We start from the raw sequence: 23,921 nt of genomic DNA, 5'->3' as shown, positions 1-23,921 counted from the left end.
CGATGGATAGAAATTCATTTCTATGAATAGTTTTTTTGCTCGTAAGTACGTCGTATCCGGAATTTTTATCGCCATTGCCTTAACCTTGGTGGCACGTTTATTTTATTTACAGATCATTGATGACTCTTATATACATTCTGCCAATAGCAATGTCATGCGTAAGGTCATTGTCTATCCTGCCAGGGGTGTCATCTTAGACCGAAAAGGTAAGGTATTGGTCCAGAATGAACCTGTATACGACTTGATGGTTACTCCACGTGAAGTCAAAGAAATCGATACTGCTTTATTCTGTAAATTGATCGACATTGACAAAGCAGGTTTTATCAAACGTATGGATAAGGCTAGGGCGCACTCCCCCTACCGGGCTTCCATCTTTGAAAAACAACTTTCAGTCCGAACCTGGGCTCAATATCAGGAGTACCAGTATCAATTTCGTGGTTTTTACGTACAAAAAAGAACCATTAGAAGTTATCCGGATAGTATTGCCGCACAGTTTCTGGGCTATGTAAGTGAAGTCAATGAAAAAGATATTGAACGGTCCGGCGGATTCTATCGGAGTGGTGACTATATAGGCCGTAGTGGAGTAGAGCGTTCATATGAGGATCTGATCCGTGGAAAAAGAGGGGTCAACAATTTAATGGTAGATGCGCTGAACCGCCCGAAGGGGATCTTTATGGAAGGTAAATACGACACCTTGGCTGTTGCTGGTGAAGGCCTGGTCTCTTCCTTGGACAAGGATCTTCAGCTCCTGGGAGAAAGCCTCATGAAAAATAAATTGGGATCTATTGTTGCCATTGAACCTGCCTCAGGAGAGATCCTGGCTTACGTCAGTAGTCCAAGTTACAACCCCAATCTTATGGTTGGCAGACAATCCGGCAATAATTATATGAAATTACTAAAGGATGAGACCAAACCGCTTTTCAACAGGCCTATCCAGGCCTCTTATCCCCCGGGATCAGTCTTCAAGGTTGTTTCCGCATTAACGGCGCAACAGGCCGGAGTAATTGACCGAAATACTGTTTTTTTCTGTCCTCATGGTTATAGTTACGGTGGTGGACGTGGATGGATGGGATGTACCCACTACCATGGATCAACTACCTTACAACGTTCGGTCGCAGTATCATGCAACACTTATTATGGATTTACTTATGCCAAAATGATTGATGGTCGTGGTCTTTCCGGTCCTAAAGCTTATGACCTATGGCGAAATGCGGTCACACAGTTTGGGATTGGACATAAATTGGGCATCGACCTTCCGGGTGAAAAACCCGGGCTATTGCCTACCTCTGATTTCTATACCAAACGATATGGGAATGATAAATGGCGGTCAAGCTTCAACATTTCTTTATCGATTGGGCAAGGTGAAATGGGGATAACACCATTACAGATGGCCAATATCATGGCTATCGTTGCGAACAAAGGTTTTTACTATAGGCCACACCTGATCAAAGGTATTGGCGCAAAAAAAATTGCCAAAAAGGAATTTACCGAGAAAATAAGCGCTGGGGTAGACGAACAATATTATCCAGTGGTCATTCAGGGAATGAGCGATGCTGTCAATACGCCTGAGGGCACTGCCTGGTCAAACCGTATTCCAGGCATTGAAATGTGCGGCAAAACGGGTACCGCCCAAAATCCACATGGTGAAAACCATGCCGTATTTTTTGCTTTTGCCCCCCGCGAAAATCCTAAAATTGCCATTGCTGTATTTGTCGAAAATGCGGGTTATGGTGGCACCTGGGCCGGACCTATAGCCAGTATGATGGTCGAAAAATATCTAAAAGATACGATTACTACACCAAAGTATATTCAGGATCGTATCTATAAGGCAAATTTTCTGCCTGCTCCAAAAAAAGTAGCAGATCCTAAAAGTAAAGATGTCAAGAAGGCTGATTCAGTGAAATCAAAAACGGATACCACAAAATCCAAACGTCAGCTGGCGGCTTTGATAAAACCAAAAGAAACAATTGTTCACCATAGCGCGGTAAGGAGAAGATATGAATAATCAAAAAAATAGTTTCTTTGGAAAGATCGACTGGATTACCATTACCCTATGGCTATCACTATGCCTCATCGGTTTGTTCAATATCCGGGCGGCGGTATTTAATCCTGAACAACCTAATTTTTTTACCTTAGGGACCAATTATGGGAAACAATCATTATATCTTATCTCAGCCATTATTCTGGGGGTATCGATATTGATTATAGATGCTAAATTTTTCAGTTCGGCTTCTCCGATATTTTATGGGATAACAGCCATCCTGTTGGTCATTGTTTTGGTTGTAGGACGCAATGTAGGCGGTAATCAAGCTTGGATTGATCTTGGTTTTTTCAGGCTCCAACCGTCCGAATTTGCAAAGCTTTCCACCTGTTTATTATTAGCTAATTTTCTGAGTTCGCAGAGCAATAAGGCCCCCACGATGCAAACACTTGTCATGGGTGCCGGAATCGTGCTATTTCCTGTATTTCTGGTTATGCTACAGCCTGATACCGGATCTGCACTGGCTTTCTTCTCGTTAATTTTTGTTTTTTACCGTGAAGGATATGTGAATAACGAATTATTAATATTTGGTGGACTCTGTATCCTGCTGTTTGTTTTGGCCCTTCTGTTCAATCCCTGGATTTTGATCTTAGTCCTAGCTGCCATCATCGGTTTTTTCATGTGGAGCTTCCGCAAGAAGAGGAAGTATATCATTAACCTAAGCATCCTCTTTGCAGCAAGCGCTATATTTATATTATGTGTGGACTTGGTTTACGATCATGTGCTCCAATCCCATCAGCGCAATCGTATTGACATCATTTTGGGGAAAATGGACGACCCCAAGGGACAAGGCTATAACCTGAACCAATCCAAAATAGCAATCGGATCAGGACAGTTCTGGGGAAAGGGATATCTGCAGGGAACCCAAACAAAGTACAACTTTGTACCTGAACAAAGTACAGATTTTATTTTTTGTACCGTAGGTGAAGAATGGGGCTTTGTTGGTTCAGTTTCACTGCTGGCGATCTATTTGACCTTATTACTTCGGATTATTCATATTGCTGAACGACAGCGCTCGGCATTTGCTCGAATTTATGCATACGGTGTTGCCTCCATCTTGTTTTTTCACTTCTTCATCAACATTGGGATGACGATAGGGATCGTACCCGTTATCGGGATCCCTTTACCTTTCATAAGCTATGGAGGATCTTCGTTATGGAGTTTTACGATCTTATTATTTATTATGCTGAAGTTTGATTCAAATAGAAAAGGAGTTGTTTAAAACAACTCCTTTTCTATTTGAAAGCCAACAATAAACTCCATAAGGGCACAACTTCCTAAACGGTCACTCATCAGCAATACTGCTCCCACATGTGTAGCCATGTCGATCCAGTTAGATACGTGCCAATACTAACTGTATCGCCTTTTCGACCACAGATTCAGGATTAGCCGAAAATTCCCCGACTACCCTACTGGCCAGGATTGCATTGATCGAGATGGCCTGATGCCCAAACATGCTCGCCAAGGCATAAATACCGGCGGTTTCCATTTCCAGGTTGGTAAAACGAAGATCATGGCACCTAAATGAGTTTATCCAGGCCATTAGATCAGGAATGGTATTATGTGACCTGAGACAACGTCCTTGAGGAGCATAGAACCCTGGCGCCGTCAGTGTCATTCCCGTGGGAAGATCGAAGGCAATACGTGCCAGGAGGTCATCGCTTGCTCGGGCAACATAGGGCTTTAAATTCAGCTGGGGAAAGTCACGGATGATAGCATCCTGAATTCCACGTTCAGTATCATCGTACTTTTTTTGATAATACTGCATCAGTGCATCAAAACCTACAGCATAAGCTGATGCGAGTATCGTTCCCATTTCAACATCTGCCTGTACGGCACCAGAAGTCCCGATCCGGATGATATCCAATGTAGTTAATTCGCTTTTTACAGTCCTGTGCTGAAAGTCAATATTGACCAGGGCATCAAGCTCATTGATAACGATATCGATATTGTCCGTTCCAATACCTGTTGAAATTACCGTTAATCGTCGGGCACCTATGTATCCGGTATGAGTAATAAATTCTCTTTTCCCTTTTTTAAGTTCAATACGATCAAAATACTTTGATACTTTTGCCACACGATCCGGATCGCCGACTGTAATGATTGTATCGGCTACATCTTCGGGCAACAAATTCAGATGATAAATACTACCATCTGGGTTTAAAATCAGTTCTGAATTGTTTATCATATCGTTCTTATATAATTCAATAGACAGCGATCTATTTTTGAGAACCGGTCGACCACCTGATTGACCTGCATCTTGCGCACTTCAAATTCTAAGTAGCAGCTATTGTCAAATTCCTGTTTTTCGATCTCCAGTCCTTCTTCCTTAATAATCCGCATGACGTCATTCATATCCAGATAATCAAACCGCAGCCCATAAACATCATTGACGGTACATTCTTTGATTTCCGCATGGCTTAGCGCGTCCTGTGCCGCCGATTTATATGCATTGATCAATCCAGGAACGCCCAACAATGTGCCCCCGAAATAACGAACGACAACGACAATCACATTTGTGAGATCTGCTGAAAGCAATACATTTAAAATAGGTCGGCCCGCCGTGCCGGATGGTTCCCCGTCATCATTTAATCGAAAGACATTGCGGTCGGGAGTAAGACGATAGGCCCAACAATGATGTCTGGCCTTGGGATGAAGCGCCTTTACTTCTTGTACAAGATCTTTTAATTTCTCCTCGGATTTAAAAGGAAAGGCATAAGCAATGAATTTGCTCCCCTTATCCCTGAAAATTCCCTCATAATTTGTATCGATGGTGCGATATGTATCCTCGAATAAGCTCACAGATATGCAATAATTAAAACTGAAACAATGGAAAGTACTATCCCAAGATAATTTAACCTTGATAATCTTTCCCTGAAAAATAGCACGCCAACCAGTGCCCCCAATGAAATAACCCCTATATTCATTCCAGTGAAGACAATAGATGGATTTTCTGGCAGCGCACGGTGTGCTTTCATATAAAATAAGATATTACAGAAATTAAAAGCTCCCAAAACAGCCCCATAACCTATTGCCTTTATGGAGAAAACTTGCTTTTCAACAATGATAAAATAGAACATGAATAGCAAAGCAGCCAGCATAGCCATAACAAATATAATAAACATCGAGCTGACATAAGGTACAGTTACATGTAAGGCTACCTGTTTAAATAGAATATCAATCACCCCCATCCCGATAAAGACGACAAGCGGATAAAGGGCCATTGTACGGGCACCGGAATCCTTTGCAGCCTTCCTGGATTTTTGCCAGCCAATGGAACATATGATAGCCAGCACCCCTACTCCTATCCCGAGCATTTTATTTGCCTGCCATTTTTCGTGGAAGAGAAAAAAGGCAGCTAGCAAGGGAATAAACAAAGACAGCCTTTGTGCAACTTCTGTCTTTACAAGACCACTGTAACGAATTGACAGGGCTATAAATATAAACATACTGGGCAATAATAGGGCTAAAACACCGTAAAGCAAGAAGGGTAAAGCCCCCCAGTCAATATCATTGAGCTCCGGCTGCAGCATAAAATATGTCAAAGCAACGGCAACGGGATAGTTCCAGACGATAATTTGCTTTGCTTCAACATCATTTTGCTTTGCCAATTTCAGTAATACTGCCACGGTGACACTACAGATAACACTTAATAAGACAAAAATCATTAGTCAGATATCAATTTTAATTTAATTCCAAAGCCCACGTTTAGCTTGCCGGGCCTGACGTTCTAATTTCAAAAACAAATCAGCATATTGCACATTGGGTGCCAATGTATAAGATACAGCATATCCCTGCTTAACCAGCTCTGCATTTACAAATTTGTTTCCAAGATACACATAAGCAAGTAGTCTTCCATAACGGTCTCTTTTTCCTACATCGAATACTAACTTCACCTGTTTACCGTTCAACATAGTTCTTAAATATTCTTTTGCCTCCTGGCCATAATACCCTACTTCTTTCCGCGCTGTTCTTCTCGTTTCAGGCGCGTCAACTCCAATCAATCTTACTTTCTCGCCTTTTGAAGTTCCATTTTCTATCACAAAGGTATCACCATCAATCACCCGCTGTACCCTGGCTTGTTTCTCCTCTCCCCGGAAAGTAAAACTAGACAAAACGACACAAACCAATAAGGCACTCACATAAAAATTAATTCGCTTTAGCATAAAATACATATTTTGCGCAAAGGTAATAAAATCCTTTTTTAACAACTTACGCAGAAAACAGCTTAAAAATCCGTTAAAAAATCACATTATTTAAAGCATAAAAACATTAAATATACCACCTGTTTTACACCACATTTTTCCTATAAAAAACACACTTAATAAAAGACATAAAACAGATAAAAAATCAATAAAAAAACAGATAAAACACGACAAAAACCCTTAAAACACCTATTTAAGTAAAATAAAAGCAATAAAAAACAGATCAATTTACCCCATTAAAAACAACAAAATTTACCCTTAAAAAACAACGAAAAACAAAGTGGAATTCATGGATTATTTTATGAAAAAAATTATTTTTTCTTTGTTATTTAAAAAACATTCGTACATTTGAAATGTCAAACAACACAAGGATGAATAAAACATATACATATTTCTATTTTAACTTCTTTTATTTTAAAGATAAGAGCCGGGATTAGATTGTGTATACATCATAAAAGATATAACAAGAAAGAGTCCCGGTTTAATGACCGGGACTCTTTCTTGTTTAAAGCAAAACAGCGATACAAAAAATGAGTTTAAAAATTGCGATACAAGGAGCAAAAGCTTCATTTCACGAAGAAGCAGCATTCAAATATTTTGGACGAGAAGTTGAAATTGTGGAATGCGATTCATTCAAAAAAACTTGTGAATTGCTCAAGCAAGGAAAAGTTGATTACATTGTCATGGCGATCGAAAATTCGATTGCAGGCAGTCTACTCCCCAACTATAATCTATTGCGAGATTATAAATTCCACATTATAGGGGAGGTATATCTGAATATCCAGCAGAATTTACTGGTCCTGCCTGGTGTTAAATTAAAAGATATCAAGCATATCGAATCGCATCCGATAGCCATTCGTCAATGTGAAGAATTTCTTGCTGACTTGGAAGGTGTACGCATTACCGAGGGGTCTGACACAGCAGCAACGGCCAAGATGATCGCTGAGCGGAAATTGACCGATACTGCCGCTATCGCAGGAGCCTTAGCTGCTGAAATTTACGGTCTTGAGATCCTGGAGAAGAGAATTGAGACCAATAAAAAGAATGCTACCCGTTTCTTGGTACTTTCGAATGAGGTGGTGGAGCACAAAAATGCGAATAAAGCATCGTTGTCATTCCAGACGGGGAACACAGTAGGATCTTTAGCAACAATCTTACAATGCTTTGCGGAGCAAAACATCAATCTCAGTAAAATTCAATCCATGCCTGTTATTGGTAAACGTAACGAATACGATTTTTTCGTCGATGTAGAATGGAAAAAACAATCTGACTATGAGGCAGCTATCCGAAAAGTACTCAAACATAGCATCAATTTCAATATTATGGGTGAGTACATTAAAAATGAAAAGCTGTAAACAATAATTACGCATACAAAATAAAAAGATAATCAAACTTAACATGAAAAATACATTAGACATCGCTCCGTTGAAATCTTGGTTGGATACAGGAGACAAACCTTTAATTATTGCTGGTCCTTGTAGTGCTGAAACAGAAGAGCAACTGGTATCAACAGCACATTTATTGGCCAACACTGGCAAGGTTAATGTTTTACGTGCCGGCATTTGGAAGCCACGTACACGCCCAGGGGAATTCGAAGGTATCGGTTCCATCGGTTTAGAGTGGTTGAAAAGAGCTAAAGCAGAAACGGGCTTATTGATCGCTACAGAAGTAGCTACAGCAAAACATGTGGAAGAAGCTTTAGCTGCTGGTGTGGATGTACTTTGGGTAGGTGCACGTTCAACTGCTAACCCCTTCACTGTACAGGAAATCGCAGATGCTTTACAGGGTGTGGACGTTCCAGTTTTTGTAAAAAACCCGGTTAACCCAGATTTATCGCTGTGGATCGGTGCATTGGAACGTATCAATCGCGCTGGTATCAAAAAATTAGGTGCTATCCATAGAGGATTCTCATCTTACGAAAAAACAGCTTTCCGTAATGAACCGATGTGGGATTTAGCGATTCAACTGAAAACAGCTTGTCCTAATTTGCCGATCATCAATGACCCAAGCCATATCTGTGGAAACCGTGAATTATTACCTTACATTGCGCAAAAAGCAATGGATATGGATATGCAGGGTTTAATCGTGGAATCACACATCGATCCTTCTGTTGCTTGGACTGATGCAAAACAACAAGTTACTCCTGCTGCTTTGGCAGACTTGATCGATCATCTAACTTTGCGTAAAGCAGCTTCTGATAACCCTTCATTTGAGGATAAATTGGCAGAATTACGCAGCAATATTGATAAATTGGATGATTTGATCATTCAAAAAATAGGTGAACGCATGAAAATCGCAGAAAAGATCGGTGAATACAAACGGGACAACAATGTTACCATTTTACAGGTAAACCGTTGGGATGAGATTGTTCAAAAGCGCACAAAACTTGCTGAAGCATTATCATTGGGTAATGAGTTTGCAACCAAATTTTTAGAATTGATCCACAACGAATCTATCCGTAAGCAAAATGCGGTTATGAATCAACAGGAACAACCAACAGCTGAAGCATAATGAATCAACAAGTCATCAGGCTGACGCATCCCTCAAAAAAGGTTAAAGGCACGGTTCAACTCACAGGATCAAAATCTGAGAGCAACCGTGCACTTATCATCCAATCCTTAAGCAAAGGGCAGGTTGCTATTGCGAACCTTTCGGAAGCAGCTGATACGGTCACGCTAAACCGTGTGCTACAGGTTGCTGCAAATCCCCACGCTGGATATAATACCATAGATATTGGCCCAGCAGGTACTGCCATGCGCTTTCTCACAGCTTACTTAAACCTGGTTAAGGGGAACTTTATTCTTACAGGTACGGAACGTATGCAACAACGCCCCATAGGAATTCTGGTGGATGCAATGAAAGAAATTGGCGCCGAGATCCACTATCAGAAAAAAGTGGGTTATCCTCCACTAAAAATTGAAGGAGGATTATTTCAAGGGAAAGACCATGTTCGGATAAAGGGGAATATCAGTAGTCAGTACATATCAGCTTTATTACTCATTGCCCCTGCATTAAAAAAAGGACTCACGCTAGAAATTGATGGTGAGTTGACATCGAAACCATACGTTTCCATGACGTTGGATATGCTCAAAAGCGTGGGTATCCAGTATGTATGGACAGATAATGCGATCAAGATTGAACCCCAGGCTTTTGAAAAGCAGACAATATTCGTGGAGCCCGACTGGAGTGCAGCCTCGTATTGGTATGCTATCGTTGCACTTGCTGAGGCTAATTCATCGATTGTTTTACCCGGGCTAAGAGAGGAAAGTTTACAGGGGGATATAGCGATCGTCGAAATTATGAAATATTTTGGTGTACAATCCAGTTTTGAGCATGATGGTTTACACCTGAGCAAAATACCAGTCAATTCGGACAAAACACGATTTGATTTTAAGGAATGCCCTGACCTTGCACAAACTGTTGTTGTGGTTGCTGCAGCTTTACGCCGTGATGTTTCCTTTACGGGGCTTGAAACGTTAAAGATCAAAGAAACGGACCGTATAGCTGCATTGCAGGCAGAGATCGCTAAATTTGGCGCCGTTTTAATTGAGGATGGGGAAACGTATCATCTACAAACAAGCCAGGTATTTCAACCTAAGGACATTACATTTGACACCTATGAGGATCATCGCATGGCCATGGCTTTTGCACCATTGGCACTTGTCTTTGATCACATTAAGATTGCCGAACCACAGGTTGTCGAAAAATCATATCCAGATTTTTGGAAACATCTACAAGCACAAGCTTTTGTGATTGACTAACATAAGAGAACCGGGACAGATAGAACAGGTATCATCCCGGTTTTCACTGCTATCTCCGCCATAGAAAGATAGGCTAATGCCTTGAGGAGACAGTCTTTGTAAAACAATCAGGAATGCATTTAAATAATCCGTACAGATAATTTGTGTTTTACAGTGATGCTATCATTGCATATGAAAGCAAATTTATCTAAGTTTATTGAAATTTAATTTTTATGGCAGGAAATTCATTTGGCGATTTATTCAGAATCAGCACTTTTGGCGAATCACATGGTAAAGCCATTGGTGTTATTATTGATGGTTGCCCTTCAAATATAACGATAGACGAAGAATTTATACAGTCTGAGCTCGACAAACGAAAACCAGGACAGTCTAAGATTACCACCCAAAGAAAAGAAAGCGACACGGCACAGATCCTGTCCGGCGTATTCGAGGGAAAATCGACAGGCACGCCAATTGCTATTGTTATACCAAATGAAGATCAGCGTTCTAAAGACTATACCCATATTAAAGATATCTTTAGGCCTTCACATGCGGACTTCACTTATCAGATGAAATACGGCATCCGTGACTATCGCGGTGGTGGTCGTTCTTCGGCTCGCGAAACAGCGGCCCGTGTTGCGGCAGGCGCCGTGGCAAAAAGCTTTTTACAGCAATTTGGTATAGAAATCTTTGCCCATGTTTCAGGAGTTGGTACAATAGAGGCGCCCAACGTAGATACAAAAGACCTCAAAACATTGCTTGATTTACGGGAGTCAAATATTGCCCGCTGTGCCGACCCGGCGACAGCCAATGAAATGGTCGAATTTATTGATTCTGTCCGCAAAGCAGGTGATACTGTAGGTGGACGTATTTCTGCGGTGATAAGACATGTCCCAATTGGGCTGGGTGAGCCGGTGTTTGACAAACTCCATGCTGACCTCGCCAAAGCGATGATGAGCATCAATGCCGTACACGGATTTGAATATGGATCAGGTTTTGCAGGATCGGAGTTGCGAGGTTCCGAACATAATGATATATTTGTAGCAGATGACCATGATTTAAATCAAGTGCATACACATACCAATTTCTCTGGAGGAATTCAGGGTGGTATATCAAATGGAATGGATATTACTTTTAAAGTAGCATTTAAACCTGTTGCCACCATCATGAGAGATCAAGAAACAGTGGATATCCATGGTAACCCTGCTATTGCAAGTGGAAAGGGAAGACATGACCCATGTGTTGTTTCTAGAGCAGTTATTATTGTGGAGGCTATGGCGGCACTTGTCATTGCGGATCATCTACTTAAACATCAAAGTTACAAACATGCTGCAAGATAATTATGTCGTCGGCGTTGATATTGGTGGCACACATATTTCCGCCTGTATCATTGACACCAAACAATGGAATATACATTTGGAGAACGTGGTTAGAAACCACGTTTTTTCTCAAGGAGATGCTAAAACGATTTTACACACCTGGGCATCTACCATTCAGGATATTGTAGGCTCTGCTCCTACGGCCATTCAGTTCGTTGGTATAGCAATGCCTGGTCCATTTGATTATGAAAATGGTGTTTCCAAAATGTTGGGACAGAGCAAATACGATAATCTTTACAACAAAGATGTCAAAAGTCTTTTGTCGGCAGAATTAGGTTTGGAGCCCACAGCCATACATTTTATTAATGATGCGGCTGCTTTCTTGCAAGGGGAAATATTTGTGCAAAACCTACAATCCAATGCTAGAATATTGGGGATCACTCTTGGGACTGGACTAGGCTCCTCCGTTTGGAATCAGGGTGAAAAAGCATTTGATGCAGACTTATGGAACACACCTTATCAAGATAGTATATTTGAAGAATACCTTGTTACAAGATGGTTCGTGAAAAGATTTAAGGAAATTACTGGAAAAGATGTAACGGGTCTCAAGCAGATCTTGGATAATTATAGAGAGACCACAGATTTTAAAACCATCAAGGACGAGTATGCCACCCATTTATTTGATTTTATGGAATTTTTCGCGGCCAAGTATCAAACCAATATCTTTATTATGGGGGGCAATATTGCTAAGGCACTTCCTATTTTCATCGCTGATCGGGAGGAATTTAACAAATTCAAGATCCATACAGCCATTCTTGGTGAAAAGGCTGCTATGATTGGTGCTGCAAGTATATTCAGTTAACGGGAATACGGCATAAAAAAGAATGAAAAATATCCATCTATGTTAAAACATAGATGGATATTTTTCTGGATTAGCCTCGTGCATAATTGCATAAACCGCTTCGACGACATCATCTGAAGATGGTTTTGAAAAATAGTCCCCATCTGACCCGTAGGGAGGTCTATGTGCTTTAGCTGTCAAAGTACGCGGCTGGCTATCAAGCAAATAATAGCCGTTTTGCTTTTCAAGTATTTCTTGCAATATAAATGCTGAAGCCCCGCCGGGGACATCCTCATCGACAACCAGTAATTTATTTGTTTTTTTCAGGGACTCGGCACATAATTGACCTTTATCAAATGGCTGTAAAGTCTGTGCATCAATAATCTCGATCAATATTCCAAGCCGTTCAAGTTCTACTGCCGCCTCTTCTACGATGCGTAAAGTCGATCCATAGGAAACCACCGTAATATCCTGCCCTGCTTTCACACATTCCGCATATCCAATTGGCACTGTAAATTCACCTACATTTTCAGGTAAGCGCTCTTTCAAGCGATATCCATTGAGGCATTCAATAACAATAGCAGGTTCATCTGAACGAAAAAGTGTATTATACATGCCTGCTGCCTGTGTCATATTACGTGGTACACAAACATGCAACCCTCGCAGGGCTCCTAAGATAACGGACATAGGGGATCCCGAATGCCATATACCTTCCAGCCGATGTCCCCGTGTACGGATAATGACCGGAGCTTTTTGCCCAGCAAAAGTTCGGTAACTCAAACTCGCAAGATCATCACTGGCTACTGTAATCCCATAGATCAGATAATCTAAATATTGAATCTCAGCAATTGGTCTAAGTCCGCGGATCGCCAGACCAATCCCTTTTCCGATAATTGAATTTTCACGGATTCCTGTATCAAATATACGGTGAGCACCAAGCTTATCCTGCAGCCCAGCAAACCCCTGATTCACATCGCCTATCTTACCTACATCTTCGCCGAATGCCAGTAATCTTTCATCCCTTCTAAAGTTTTCTTCAAAGCAAAGATTCAGAACTTCACGGCCATCAACAATTTTAGCTTCTTCTCCATAAGTAACCGAGACGCTGGGCACATTAAACGGGGAGTCTACTCCATCTGTAAAAAGCTTAGCATTATAACGCTTTGCATTAATTTCCTGCTGTTTTTTATACCAATTCAATAGTTCAAGCCTACCTTCTGTATCTTTTCCTTTTAGTTCATGCAAGACTTTGCGAACCTGTCCATACACTTCCTTTAAGGAGGGTTCGACCATGGATTGTAGTTTTTTGGATGCAAAATCAGCTCTTTCATTAGGAATCTGCTGTAATAAGCCGATGGCTTCTTTAGCTTCCTGATTTAAGGTTTTTATATAATCTGTCCAAGCTCTTTTTTGCTCTTGACGGACGTATTCTTTGGCCTGGGTATCTAACTGATCCAGCTCCTCCTCAGTCGCAATACCCGAGCTTAACATCCATTCTTTCATTTTCGACATACAGTCGAAGTCATTCTCCCATTGTAACCTCTCTTGCGATTTATAACGTTCATGCGACCCGGAGGAAGAATGTCCCTGAGGTTGTGTCAATTCGGTCACGTGCACCAAACATGGAATATGCTTCTCACGTGCTATCATTGTGGCCTGTTCATAAGTTTCACAGAGCCCTGCATAATCCCAGCCCCTTACTTTAAAAATTTCAATCCCATTGGTCAGCTCTTCCTTCTGGAACCCTCTCAATACCTCAGAGATATCACCTTTCGTGGTCTGAATTTCATTTGGAACTGAAATTCCATAACCATCATCCCACACGGAAATAACTGCCGGAATCTGATGAACGCCAACAGCATTGATCACTTCAAAAAATACACCTTCTGAAGTTGCAGCATTACCGATTGAGCAGAATACAACTTCATTTCCTTTATTTGAGAAATAAGACAAGTAATCTAAATTTCTATTCTGCTTATACAATTTGGATGCTAGCCCCAATCCCAGTACCCTGGCCATCTGACCACCTGTGGTAGATATATCCGAAAAGGAATTTTTCTGCACCATCTGGTCCAGCCAATTGCCTTGATCGTCCACAACGCGTGTTGAAAAGTGACAGTTCATCTGCCGGCCCGCTGAAGAAGGATCAGCTTCGACATCCGGGTGCGCATATAACTGTGAGAAAAAATGATAGACATCACTGATGCCTGAAGCAAATATAAATGTTTGGTCACGGTAATATCCCGACCGCCAGTCTCCATTTCTGAAAACCTTAGCCATCGCAATTTGTGCCAATTCTTTTCCATCGCCAAAAATACCAAACTTCGCCTTACCAGTAAGCACTTCTTTACGTCCCAATAAACTCACGTAACGACTTTCCAAGGCAGTTCGATAATCATTCACAATAATCTTTTTGAACTCATCAAAGCTCAAAGCGGAAATAGATTCATTGTTTTGGTCAAATGCAGTATCAAACATATTCTTTTTTGTTTCAACAAATTTAACAAAAATATTATTCTATATAATTGGTGTTTATCAAATAAATTGACAATCAATAGTTCAGATTTGAAATAGAATATTCTAATTTCTCAAATTAGTACTTTTTGAGAAAAATTCCTAATTTTTGCAGATTTTTAATTATTTTGATAATTATACTGTTTATCAACAATCTGATATATTTTGAACTTTTCAGCACTACAACTCCACAAGCTCCTTATTTCCAATCTTGAAAAGCAACAGCTTTCCGTTCTAACGGCAGTTCAAGAAATGGCCATACCGACTATTTTCGATGCAAAAGATTGTTTGGTCATTGCCCCCACTGGGACCGGTAAAACCGAGGCCGTCGCTATTCCTATAGTACAGCGATTATTAGAAAACGAGACTAAAACACAGGTTTCAGTGCTCATCCTCCTTCCAACACGTGAACTTTGCATACAAACAAAAAATAGGATTGCCAATCTCTTAACAGGAACTGATCTCCATCTTGCCTGCTTTTATGGAGGTGGAACTTATGAAAGCCAGCTCGATGAATATGCGAATGCTCATATGATCCTAGCCACTCCAGGCAGGCTTTTGGATTTTATGGAACAGGGCTTCATTGATTTAAAACACCTAAATACTTTAGTAATCGACGAATTTGATCAGTTGTTAAATCTTGGATTCGCCATGGAGATCAACAAAATCCTGCAAGCTCTTCCAACTGAAAGACAGTCGATCTTTATGTCAGCGACCAAAACTGCTGAAATGGAAAAAATTGCCCAGAAAAGATTAAAGGATCCCGTTGAGATTTCAATAAGGGAAGACTTTAAAAAGGGTAAAATTGAAGAGTACGTCCTTTACGTTGATAAAAATGATAAGAAAGATCTCATCCGATATCTCCTTGAAACCAAGATCAAATCACAAGTGATCATTTTTACCCGTACCATACATGCTGTAGAACGGATTGCTGCTGATCTCAGCCGGAATGGAATTTCGGCGCTGGCCTTATATGGTGAAAAGTCGCAGCAGCAACGGGAAGAAATCATCCGAAAATTCAGAAATAAAGAGGATAACATCCTGATTTCAACGGACCTATTGGCCAGGGGAATAGACTTTCCAAATCTGGAAGCTATCATAAATTACGAAGTACCTGACTCACCGGAAATATACACACACCGCATCGGGAGAACCGGACGCTCGGCTGCCAATGGGCATGCATTTACGCTCTGTGACGCTGAGGATAATCAAAAATGGATCAAACTCCAATTATCGTTAAAGAAACAAGTAAACATCGATGATCAACACCCATTCTTATTGAGCTGGGAAAAAATGCTGTCCAATAGCCAAAACACTCGCCGAAAAGGGCAAGCAAAATCAAGAAAACGTCGTTAAATTATAATTATTCTTTTACTTTTACCTGCAATTATCAAAATCACAATCCAAGATGAATACAATACATTTATTTGATGATAGTAACAATGCGAACGACAATCGATTAGGGGATCTCGAAAAGACCATCATCGTTAATAATCTCCTGGAGGTTCCTTTTGAGGAGCGGGATGAATTATGGCGTGACACTTTTTTACAGAATATCGCAGAATGTACCTTAAAATTGGCCGAAACGGAAGTCGTTATCGGTCCGGATGGATTTCCTTATTTTCAATTGGGAAGCATACCAAAGGATCAAAACTTCCAAGCTTTTGTCATTAAAAACAGGGTCAAAGATTTTATTCTACCCAAAGGTTTTGGTATTGCAATTAATACACAAAATGAAAATCCTGATTGGATATTTACCTATGGCGATTTAGTCAATTATTTCTTGAACGGGGAGTTCTATACCGACGATAGCATTTTCTCACAGAAAAATGAACAGACGGTAATTGGCAGAGATGAGGAAATTTTGGTCGGACAACCATCAGAAACCATCCTCCCCTCTCATGCTCGTACACAACTGCGTGAATTTTTGGATTATTACGGTGTGAAAAATGCCAAAATCATGCTTATTGCACGTAATTATAAGGATGAAAATCAGGTTTCGCAAGATCTGGCTTTTAATATTGTTGCGAATCAATTCAGGACAGAGAAGGAATTTACCACAATCATGGAAGCCATTGGCTGGTTTTTACCAAGACATTATTCATATATAGGATTGGATGAATTTGCAGTTGAGAACGGCTTTATGCCACTATAGTAGAAAAAATTGAATATAATATAAAACATAACCAGATAATGTTTCCATTTAACGTAAGAGTATACGGAATACTGATCAATGAAAAACAAGAAGTGCTGATCAGTGATGAAAGGACGGAAAATGTATCATTCACCAAATTTCCAGGCGGGGGGCTGGAATACGGAGAAGGGTTACTGGAGGCTTTGACCAGAGAGTATCAAGAGGAATGTGCATTTGACATTGCTATTGTAAAACATATCTATACCACTGATTTTTACGAAAAATCCAGTTTCAACGACAGTCAGATCATATCAATTTACTACCAGGTTGAAAACACATCTGCGATACAGATCAGAACCACAACAAAGGCTTTTAACTTTGATCCGGATCAACAGCCTGACGATAACAAGCTCCAGTCCTTTAGATGGGTACCCTTAGCTGAACTTTCTGTACATGAATTAACATTTAAAACGGACCAGATTGCATGGATAGAATTTTTAAAGACAATCAAATGCTAATAATTTTTTAATTTTCGTCAATTTTATTTGTATTTAAAAAATAAACATATATCTTTACGTAAACCAATGGAAATACTACATTTTTTTGAAGTATTGACCTTAATAATTACATTTTATTATTTATTTGATATCTCGTTTATCGGCGAGATCAACGAAGGGAAAAATAATATCAAACAGAAGTTGGTTTATTGAATTTGTAAATTCCTAGTCCTATAGGTTTTTTAATAGTTAGTGTGATTTTATGGCGATACTCCCCGTATCGCCTTATTTATGTATTATAGTTTTGAATACTCATCATTTAAACGCCACATAAGACGCAAAACAGAGGTTTTTATGCAAGACATCCACTTCTTTAAATCCTACTTTAGACAATAAATTGAGCTGGTAAACGAGCGATCTTGGTGTATCCTCATGTGCGACATAGGCAAAAACATGATCGCGATATGCCTCATCCTTTAAATGAGTTAAATATTCACCATATTTTTCCCTATAAATTAATTCCTGAAGGTGTGTGTTATTTTGTTCAATTAAATCAAAGATCCACAAGCTTCCTCCTTTTTTAAGTAAATTAAAGAGCTTCAGAAAAGCATTTTCCCAGTCCTGGTCATCTCTTAAATGATGCAGTACCGATGTTGCTATTATGACATCAAACTTGTCTTCGTCTAATACAGCATCGCGAAAATCACGTTTAATTATCTGGATTTCACCCTGAGTCATGACTCCCACACGCTCCTTCGCCCTATCCAACATTGGCTGACTTAAATCTACCAAGGTTACGTTTGGATTCGCTTGTGTTTTTTGGAGTAATTTCACATCATAATTTCCAGCTCCACAACCGATATCCAACACGTTTTCAAGATCTGGATACAGTCTAACGATCGCATCAGTGATAAGTTCCATATTCCAGACTGCATCCATGGTTGTAGCCTGCCCTGTTTCTAAATTAGAAAAACGTTCGACATCTTTGTCGAATCTTACTTCAATCTCTTGTAGTGTCGCTTTATTCATAGCTTAATTTTTAATAATTTAAAGGTAACACTAACTAAAATTCATTAAAAATATCTATTTTGTCATTAATTCATACCAAAAAAGTATCGATGGAAATCCGACATCTTATTTATTTCAAAACAGTTGCCGAAGAACTTCATTTTGGAAGGGCGGCAGAACGTTTATTCATATCTCAGCCACCCCTAAGCAGACAAATTAAGGACCTTGAAGACGAACTTGGTGTCATTCTCTTTTTTAGAACAAATAAACGGGTAGAACTCACTGAGGCAGGCAAGTATTTCTTAGAAGAGGTGGTCGAAATCTTACAGAATATTGAACATAGTAAGACGATTACCAAACAGATCCATAATAATATCTCAGGCGAATTTAAACTAGGTTATATCAGTTCAACACCAAAACAGATGCTGGCAACGGTATTGAAACAGATTCAACAGCAATTTCCATATCTTAGAGTCAGCTTATTCGAAACCTCAACACAGAAGCAAAAAATGGCTTTGGAAAATGGGAAATTAGACCTGGGGATTATGCGTGCCCCCATTTATTCCAACGAATTACTTGTAACCCCTTTATTTGCGGATCCTTTGGTGATTGTTGGATCTGCAAAGGTTAATTTTGAAGGAGTCAACTTCTTTAATGAAAACTTTATTTCTTTCAATCAAAAATATGCTTCCGAGTACCACAGGCTAGTCATCAATACCTGTAATCGTATGGGATTTGAGCCAAAAATTGTGCATCAAAGCAACTCAATGTCCTCGATCCTCGAACTTGTTTCTCAGGGTCTCGGATTTGCTGTCGTCCCTGCCTCCACAATCAAACAGTATCCCCATCTAAAGTTGAAAACCATGACACTTAATGATATGGATAGTAAAACTGAGGTTATTTTAGTTTCCAACATAAAAAGCAAAAATAGTGCTCTTGGTGAATTTATTGAGTGCATTCAAAAAGAATACCTTAAATTTAACACTTGATAAACACTGGATTATAAACCTTATCGTTCCATGTCGACATGAAAAAAATCATTCTTTTCCTATTACAGATCCCTCTACTATCTCTACTATCATTTGGGCAGGAATCCCAGATAGATCAAAAGATAACTGCAATCATGAAGCAATATAAAGCGATAGGGCTTAATGTGGTGGTGGTTAAGAACAATAAGGTCGACTTTCATAAAAATTACGGTTATAAAAATCTGGAAGACAAAACAGTTTTTCAGGAAAATGATATTTTTCGAATCGCCTCAATCTCGAAATCTTTTACAGCCACTTCGTTTATGCAGCTTATTGAAAAAGGCGACTGTGCATTGGATGATGACTTCGGCAGTTTAATTGGTTTTCCCATCAGAAATCCATATTATCCTGATAAAAAAATTACGCTAAGAATGGTACTTTCGCATACCTCGAGTATTAATGACAGTAATGGATACTTCGACCTGGATGTCATTAATCCTGCTAAAAATCCGAATTGGAAAAATTCATACAACCACTATGAACCTGGCAGTCGATATCAATACTGTAACCTCAATTTTAATATGGCAGGGGCAGTTTTGGAGAACCTAACAGGTACACGTTTCGATACGTACATCTCCAACCATATCCTCAAGCCTCTTAATCTATACGGTGGATATTGCATTGACTCACTGGATCACACAAGATTTATTCCTTTATATACTTTTGATGAACAGGGCGTTTTCCATATCGAACCCAATGCGTATCATCCTCGTCGGGAAGAAATCAATAAGTATCAATTAGGCCGCAGTACACCGGTACTCTCTCCCACTGGTGGTATGAAAATATCCGCTATAGATCTGGCAAAATACATGCTTATGCAGATGAATTACGGTTATAGCCAAGGAGAAAGAATTATGGGGAGGGAATATGCAAAAACCATGCAGTCTGCTGTTAACAAGGAATCTGGCTATGGTTTGGCGATTATGAATAACCATGAAGTAATTCCTGAAGTTAGCCTTACAGGGCATACAGGTTCGGCTTATGGACTATATAGCGCCATGTTTTTCAATCCAGAAAGAAAGTTTGGTTTTGTCGTTATCACCAATGGCTGCAATCTTCCTGACAGCGAAGAATTCAACCCACTTCTCAGGGATTGTATCCGTGCCTTATATGACACCTTTATCAAGTAAAATAAAAAAGAGCTGCAGGATCCTGCAGCTCTTTTTTATTTTTTGTTCTGTACCCAATTCACGATAGCTGGATCTAATGGATTGACTGCCGAGCGGAACCGGTGTACCAATTGACCATTTTCATCAATCAGGAATTTCTCAAAGTTCCATTTGATATCTCCAGTAAAATCTGGGTTATTTTGTGTGATCAAATATTTAAACAATGGCGAAATCTGCTCACCTTTCACATCTACTTTTTCTGCCATTAAGAAGTCTACGCCATAGTTCTGCTCACAGAATTCCTGAATTTGGGCATTTGATCCTGGTTCCTGTTGTCCAAAATTATTCGCTGGAAAACCAATAATCACCAATTTATCCCCAAAGGTTTTGTGCAGCTCCTCAAGGTCTTTGTACTGTTTTGTAAATCCACATTTTGAGGCAGTATTTACAATCAGTATTTTTTTCCCTTTGAAATCGGACATTTTTACCTCTTGTCCTTCAAGCGTCTTGAAGGTAAAATTATAAATTTCTGGGTTGCCAAATAACATTGACATATACACCATAATAGTTGCAACAATCATATCTAACTATATTAAAGACTTAATAATGAATTACTCTCACGCTCCAAAACAGCATCAAACAGTTCGTTAATAGGAGATTTCAAAATCGTGCCAACCTTAATCTGATGGGTCTCACACACTTCCCGCAGCAATAGGTCAAAGCTATATGCAATAGATCCTACAAAGTGGCACTCATATTGGTTATAATCAGGGTAGGTCAAAATTGATGCCTGGACAAACTCTTCGAATCCACTTTTCACCAGGTCGATAATAAAAGGATGTGTAATATTATCAGACATAAAAGGAGCAAAAGATGCTAAAAAAGCATTCGGCCGCTCTTTTTGATATACATTTTTAATAACGATTTCCTTATTGATTCTATATTTAGCAGCGAATTTCTCGTTCAGATCTTTTGGCATCCGACCATATAGGAAAAGTTTGACCAGAATTTTGCCAAAATAAGCCCCAGATCCCTCGTCACCTAATACATAACCATTACCATTATGCGAAGGCATAAGCTCCTCTCCATCAAAAAAACTCAGGTCAGAGCCTGTACCCAAGGTCGCAACATATCCTTTTTTATTTCCACATGTCGCCAGGGCACTGCCAAAAAGATCATTTTCTACAGAAATGTAAGCATTTTCAAATAAGGGAGTCAGTGCATTTGACACCATTTCACGTCGATCAGGTGTAATACAACCGGCACCAAAGAAATAAAGCTCAGTGACCTCATCAGCATAGGGAATTATTTCCGGTATTTCTTTAATAACCCTCGTGATTTCTTTTTCATTAACAAAAAATGGGTTTAGTCCATTGGTACTGAACGAAATCGGTGCACTATCTGGCAATTCTAATTTCCAGTCTGATTTTGACGAACCGCTATCAACAACTAAGATCATACATATTCTGATTATTTTCCCCTATAAACTAGTGTATCAAATATACGAAAATTAGCTCCAATCTGAAACGTCAATTCTTAAAGAAAATATGTACCTTGGATTTTCTGATGTGACATCGCTGGCCATGGCTTTATCATTGTATCCTGTTGATTTAACATTAAATTGAGTTTTCCTAATTATAAAAAATAGACTGCTTTTTTATTGGATTAAGCATAGGATACTTTAATTTTGTAAGCTACTAAAATCATCATTCATGGACAGTGACTATTTAAATATACCAGAAATAACCTTTGAGGTATCGTTCCCAGAAGTACAGGCTCATTATGTTGCCATAAAAATGAGCATTAAAAATCTTAACCAACCTTATATTGACCTCAAAATGCCTGTCTGGTCCCCGGGTTCTTATCTAATACGTGAGTATGCAAAAAATGTGGAGCGGTTTAATCCGCTCGATGCAGACGGTAACTCCCTAGTGTGCAATAAGACCTCAAAAAACACCTGGCGTGTTGTCACTGACTCATTGAATCAAATAGAAGTTTTTTATGCCGTATATGGCTTTGAAGTTTCGGTTCGTACTAATTTCTTTGACAGCGACCATGCTTTCATCGTTCCAACGGCGACTTTTCTGTATATAGATGGTTATTTAAGCAATTCGTCCACCATAAAAATAGTTCCGAAAGAAACCTGGAAAAACATATCTACCGGACTTGAACAAATTGAACAGTGCATATTCTATGCGCCTAATTTTGACATCTTATACGATAGTCCTATTGAAGTTGGAAACCAAGATTGTTGGACATTCCAAGCTGCAGGTGTGGAACATGAATGTGCGATGGTTGGCGGTGGTTCCTATGACAAAGAGCGTCTAACCAAAGACATAACACGTATCGTAGAAGAGGAAACCCGAATATGGGGATCAAATCCAAATAAACGTTATGTCATTATTACTCACAATTATCAATCTGGAGGCGGTGGACTTGAACACCTTAACTCTACTGTATTGGGAGCATCAAGAAATGGTTATTTAAACGAAAGCAGCTATAAAAACTACCTGAGTCTTGTCGCCCATGAATATTTTCATCTCTGGAATGTAAAACGGCTCCGCCCAAAAGCTTTAGGTCCTTTTGATTATGATGCTGAGAATTATACGACAGGGTTATGGATCATGGAAGGATTTACATCGTATTATGACAATTTGATCATTAAGCGCTGTGGCTTTTATGATGAGAAGGAATACCTCGCGCTTTTGGCTAATGATTTCAATATTGTACTGAACCGTCCAGGCCATGCCATACAATCGGCAGCAGCTTCCAGTTTTGATACCTGGATCAAGTATTATAGACCTGATGAAAATGCGATCAATTCTTCCATTTCATATTATAATAAGGGAGCCATGCTTACAGCATTGCTCGATATCAAGATCATAGCAGCAACAGACGGAAAAATAAAATTGGATGATGTCATTCGGGCTGCGTATGAGGAGTTTTTTCTTAAACTTGACCGTGGGTTTGAAGAAAATGAATTTCAAAGTCTTGCTGAACGTATCGCTGGAACCTCCCTTGATGATATATTCAAAGCAGCTCATGACGATGGCGAGCTAGATTATAATGATTATTTTAATCTGGTAGGTTATGAAATCATCGATACCAGCACGAGCAGTCCCTTATCCCTGGGAATTACCACAGCCAAAACAGATGGATTAATTACAGTTGTTACCGTCGAAAAAGGATCTGGTGCTTATGATGCAGGATTAAACGTGAGGGATGAGCTTATTGCCATTAATAACATACGACTGGATATAAAAGATAAGGAAATTGACTTCATCACGCAGCATGCCCATGAAGGTGACATCCTTAACTTCTTAATTTCTCGAGATGGATTAATTCGAGAAATACCCGTCCAGATCAGAACCAACACCCGAAAGAACTTTGAAATCCGTCAGCTCAAAGACCAAACATTCTTACAAGAGCTGCTGGGCAAGATCTGGATGGCTTAAAGTTGATCCAGTAAAAACAAACAGCCAGGC

The 23,921-nt window shown here is 39.6% G+C and carries 21 protein-coding genes; 13 read left to right on the top strand and 8 right to left on the bottom strand.

What is annotated here, in order from left to right; genetic code table 11:
* Nucleotides 1-22 precede the first annotated feature (22 nt).
* Together mrdA and rodA are read left to right on the top strand one after the other, a co-directional pair.
* The gene (gene mrdA, locus HX021_RS20450; RefSeq protein ID WP_286592460.1) at nt 23-2,005 is read left to right on the top strand and encodes a penicillin-binding protein 2; all 1,983 of its coding nucleotides are present in this window, start codon (nt 23-25) and stop codon (nt 2,003-2,005) included.
* Nucleotides 1,998-3,263, top strand: coding sequence for a rod shape-determining protein RodA (gene rodA, locus HX021_RS20445; protein WP_286592459.1), 1,266 nt, complete (start codon nt 1,998-2,000; stop codon nt 3,261-3,263). Before mrdA ends, rodA begins: the two co-directional genes overlap by 8 nt.
* 111 nt (nt 3,264-3,374) lie before the next feature.
* On the opposite strand, the gene HX021_RS20440 is transcribed toward rodA, so the two are convergent.
* From HX021_RS20440 to HX021_RS20425, 4 genes are read right to left on the bottom strand one after another with little or no spacing between them, the layout of a single operon-like run.
* Nucleotides 3,375-4,229: a nucleoside phosphorylase gene (locus tag HX021_RS20440; protein WP_286592458.1), complete on the bottom strand. Its 855-nt coding sequence runs from the start codon at nt 4,227-4,229 to the stop codon at nt 3,375-3,377.
* Nucleotides 4,226-4,843: an IMPACT family protein gene (locus HX021_RS20435; RefSeq protein ID WP_286592457.1), complete on the bottom strand. Its 618-nt coding sequence runs from the start codon at nt 4,841-4,843 to the stop codon at nt 4,226-4,228. Before HX021_RS20435 ends, HX021_RS20440 begins: the two co-directional genes overlap by 4 nt.
* Complete coding sequence (locus HX021_RS20430) at nt 4,840-5,709, bottom strand: EamA family transporter (protein WP_286592456.1); 870 nt, start codon at nt 5,707-5,709, stop codon at nt 4,840-4,842. Before HX021_RS20430 ends, HX021_RS20435 begins: the two co-directional genes overlap by 4 nt.
* Nucleotides 5,710-5,730: 21 nt before the next feature.
* Nucleotides 5,731-6,207: a thermonuclease family protein gene (locus HX021_RS20425; protein WP_286592455.1), complete on the bottom strand. Its 477-nt coding sequence runs from the start codon at nt 6,205-6,207 to the stop codon at nt 5,731-5,733.
* A 569-nt stretch (nt 6,208-6,776) separates the two neighbouring features.
* Between HX021_RS20425 and HX021_RS20420 the strand changes: the two genes are divergently transcribed.
* The 5 genes from HX021_RS20420 (at nt 6,777) to HX021_RS20400 (ending at nt 12,167) form a co-directional block, all read left to right on the top strand.
* Complete coding sequence (locus tag HX021_RS20420; RefSeq protein WP_286592454.1) at nt 6,777-7,601, top strand: prephenate dehydratase; 825 nt, start codon at nt 6,777-6,779, stop codon at nt 7,599-7,601.
* Between the two features lie 43 nt (nt 7,602-7,644).
* Nucleotides 7,645-8,757 (top strand): chorismate mutase, encoded by a 1,113-nt coding sequence (locus HX021_RS20415; RefSeq protein ID WP_286592453.1) that lies wholly within the window; start codon nt 7,645-7,647, stop codon nt 8,755-8,757.
* Nucleotides 8,757-10,007 carry a 3-phosphoshikimate 1-carboxyvinyltransferase gene (aroA, locus tag HX021_RS20410; RefSeq protein ID WP_286592452.1) on the top strand — a complete coding sequence of 417 codons (1,251 nt, stop codon included), beginning with the start codon at nt 8,757-8,759 and terminating at the stop codon, nt 10,005-10,007. Before HX021_RS20415 ends, aroA begins: the two co-directional genes overlap by 1 nt.
* 212 nt (nt 10,008-10,219) lie before the next feature.
* Nucleotides 10,220-11,326, top strand: a complete 1,107-nt coding sequence (gene aroC / locus HX021_RS20405) for a chorismate synthase (RefSeq protein WP_286592451.1) — start codon at nt 10,220-10,222, stop codon at nt 11,324-11,326.
* Nucleotides 11,313-12,167 carry an ROK family protein gene (locus HX021_RS20400; protein ID WP_286592450.1) on the top strand — a complete coding sequence of 285 codons (855 nt, stop codon included), beginning with the start codon at nt 11,313-11,315 and terminating at the stop codon, nt 12,165-12,167. The genes aroC and HX021_RS20400 overlap by 14 nt, the downstream gene beginning before the upstream one ends.
* A gap of 42 nt (nt 12,168-12,209) precedes the next feature.
* Here HX021_RS20400 and HX021_RS20395 read toward each other — a convergent pair whose 3' ends face one another.
* Nucleotides 12,210-14,624: an alpha-ketoacid dehydrogenase subunit alpha/beta gene (locus HX021_RS20395; RefSeq protein WP_286592449.1), complete on the bottom strand. Its 2,415-nt coding sequence runs from the start codon at nt 14,622-14,624 to the stop codon at nt 12,210-12,212.
* Nucleotides 14,625-14,825: 201 nt separating this feature from the next.
* On the opposite strand from HX021_RS20395, the gene HX021_RS20390 reads away from it, so the two are divergent.
* Genes HX021_RS20390 through HX021_RS20380 form a run of 3 tightly spaced genes read left to right on the top strand, consistent with a single transcriptional unit; the run spans nt 14,826 to nt 17,312 of the window.
* Nucleotides 14,826-16,016, top strand: a complete 1,191-nt coding sequence (locus HX021_RS20390) for a DEAD/DEAH box helicase (RefSeq protein WP_286592448.1) — start codon at nt 14,826-14,828, stop codon at nt 16,014-16,016.
* A gap of 52 nt (nt 16,017-16,068) precedes the next feature.
* Nucleotides 16,069-16,815 carry a hypothetical protein gene (locus tag HX021_RS20385; protein WP_286592447.1) on the top strand — a complete coding sequence of 249 codons (747 nt, stop codon included), beginning with the start codon at nt 16,069-16,071 and terminating at the stop codon, nt 16,813-16,815.
* A 38-nt stretch (nt 16,816-16,853) separates the two neighbouring features.
* On the top strand, nt 16,854-17,312 hold the full coding sequence (locus tag HX021_RS20380; protein ID WP_286592445.1) for an NUDIX domain-containing protein: 459 nt from the start codon (nt 16,854-16,856) through the stop codon (nt 17,310-17,312).
* A 294-nt stretch (nt 17,313-17,606) separates the two neighbouring features.
* Here the strand turns inward: HX021_RS20380 and HX021_RS20375 are convergent, their stop codons facing one another.
* Nucleotides 17,607-18,320 (bottom strand): class I SAM-dependent methyltransferase, encoded by a 714-nt coding sequence (locus HX021_RS20375; protein ID WP_286592443.1) that lies wholly within the window; start codon nt 18,318-18,320, stop codon nt 17,607-17,609.
* An 89-nt stretch (nt 18,321-18,409) separates the two neighbouring features.
* On the opposite strand from HX021_RS20375, the gene HX021_RS20370 reads away from it, so the two are divergent.
* Both HX021_RS20370 and HX021_RS20365 read left to right on the top strand, forming a co-directional pair.
* A complete protein-coding gene (locus HX021_RS20370) occupies nt 18,410-19,288 on the top strand; it encodes a LysR family transcriptional regulator (RefSeq protein WP_286592442.1) in 879 nt (292 codons plus the stop codon).
* Nucleotides 19,289-19,326: 38 nt separating this feature from the next.
* Entirely contained in the window at nt 19,327-20,457 is a 1,131-nt protein-coding gene (locus tag HX021_RS20365; protein ID WP_286592441.1) for a serine hydrolase domain-containing protein, read from the top strand.
* A 35-nt stretch (nt 20,458-20,492) separates the two neighbouring features.
* Here the strand turns inward: HX021_RS20365 and HX021_RS20360 are convergent, their stop codons facing one another.
* Together HX021_RS20360 and HX021_RS20355 are read right to left on the bottom strand one after the other, a co-directional pair.
* Nucleotides 20,493-21,017 (bottom strand): glutathione peroxidase, encoded by a 525-nt coding sequence (locus HX021_RS20360; protein WP_286592440.1) that lies wholly within the window; start codon nt 21,015-21,017, stop codon nt 20,493-20,495.
* Between the two features lie 11 nt (nt 21,018-21,028).
* A complete protein-coding gene (locus tag HX021_RS20355) occupies nt 21,029-21,895 on the bottom strand; it encodes an N-acetylglucosamine kinase (RefSeq protein ID WP_286592438.1) in 867 nt (288 codons plus the stop codon).
* A 253-nt stretch (nt 21,896-22,148) separates the two neighbouring features.
* Here HX021_RS20355 and HX021_RS20350 point away from each other — a divergent pair, with 253 nt between their 5' ends.
* Nucleotides 22,149-23,891 carry a M61 family metallopeptidase gene (locus tag HX021_RS20350; protein WP_286592437.1) on the top strand — a complete coding sequence of 581 codons (1,743 nt, stop codon included), beginning with the start codon at nt 22,149-22,151 and terminating at the stop codon, nt 23,889-23,891.
* The last annotated feature ends 30 nt before the right edge of the window (nt 23,892-23,921 follow it).

It is taken from the genome of Sphingobacterium sp. N143 (assembly GCF_030325625.1).
GTDB lineage: Bacteria > Bacteroidota > Bacteroidia > Sphingobacteriales > Sphingobacteriaceae > Sphingobacterium.
Note: the sequence above shows the minus strand (reverse complement) of the source record. Positions and strands in the feature narration are given on the sequence as shown.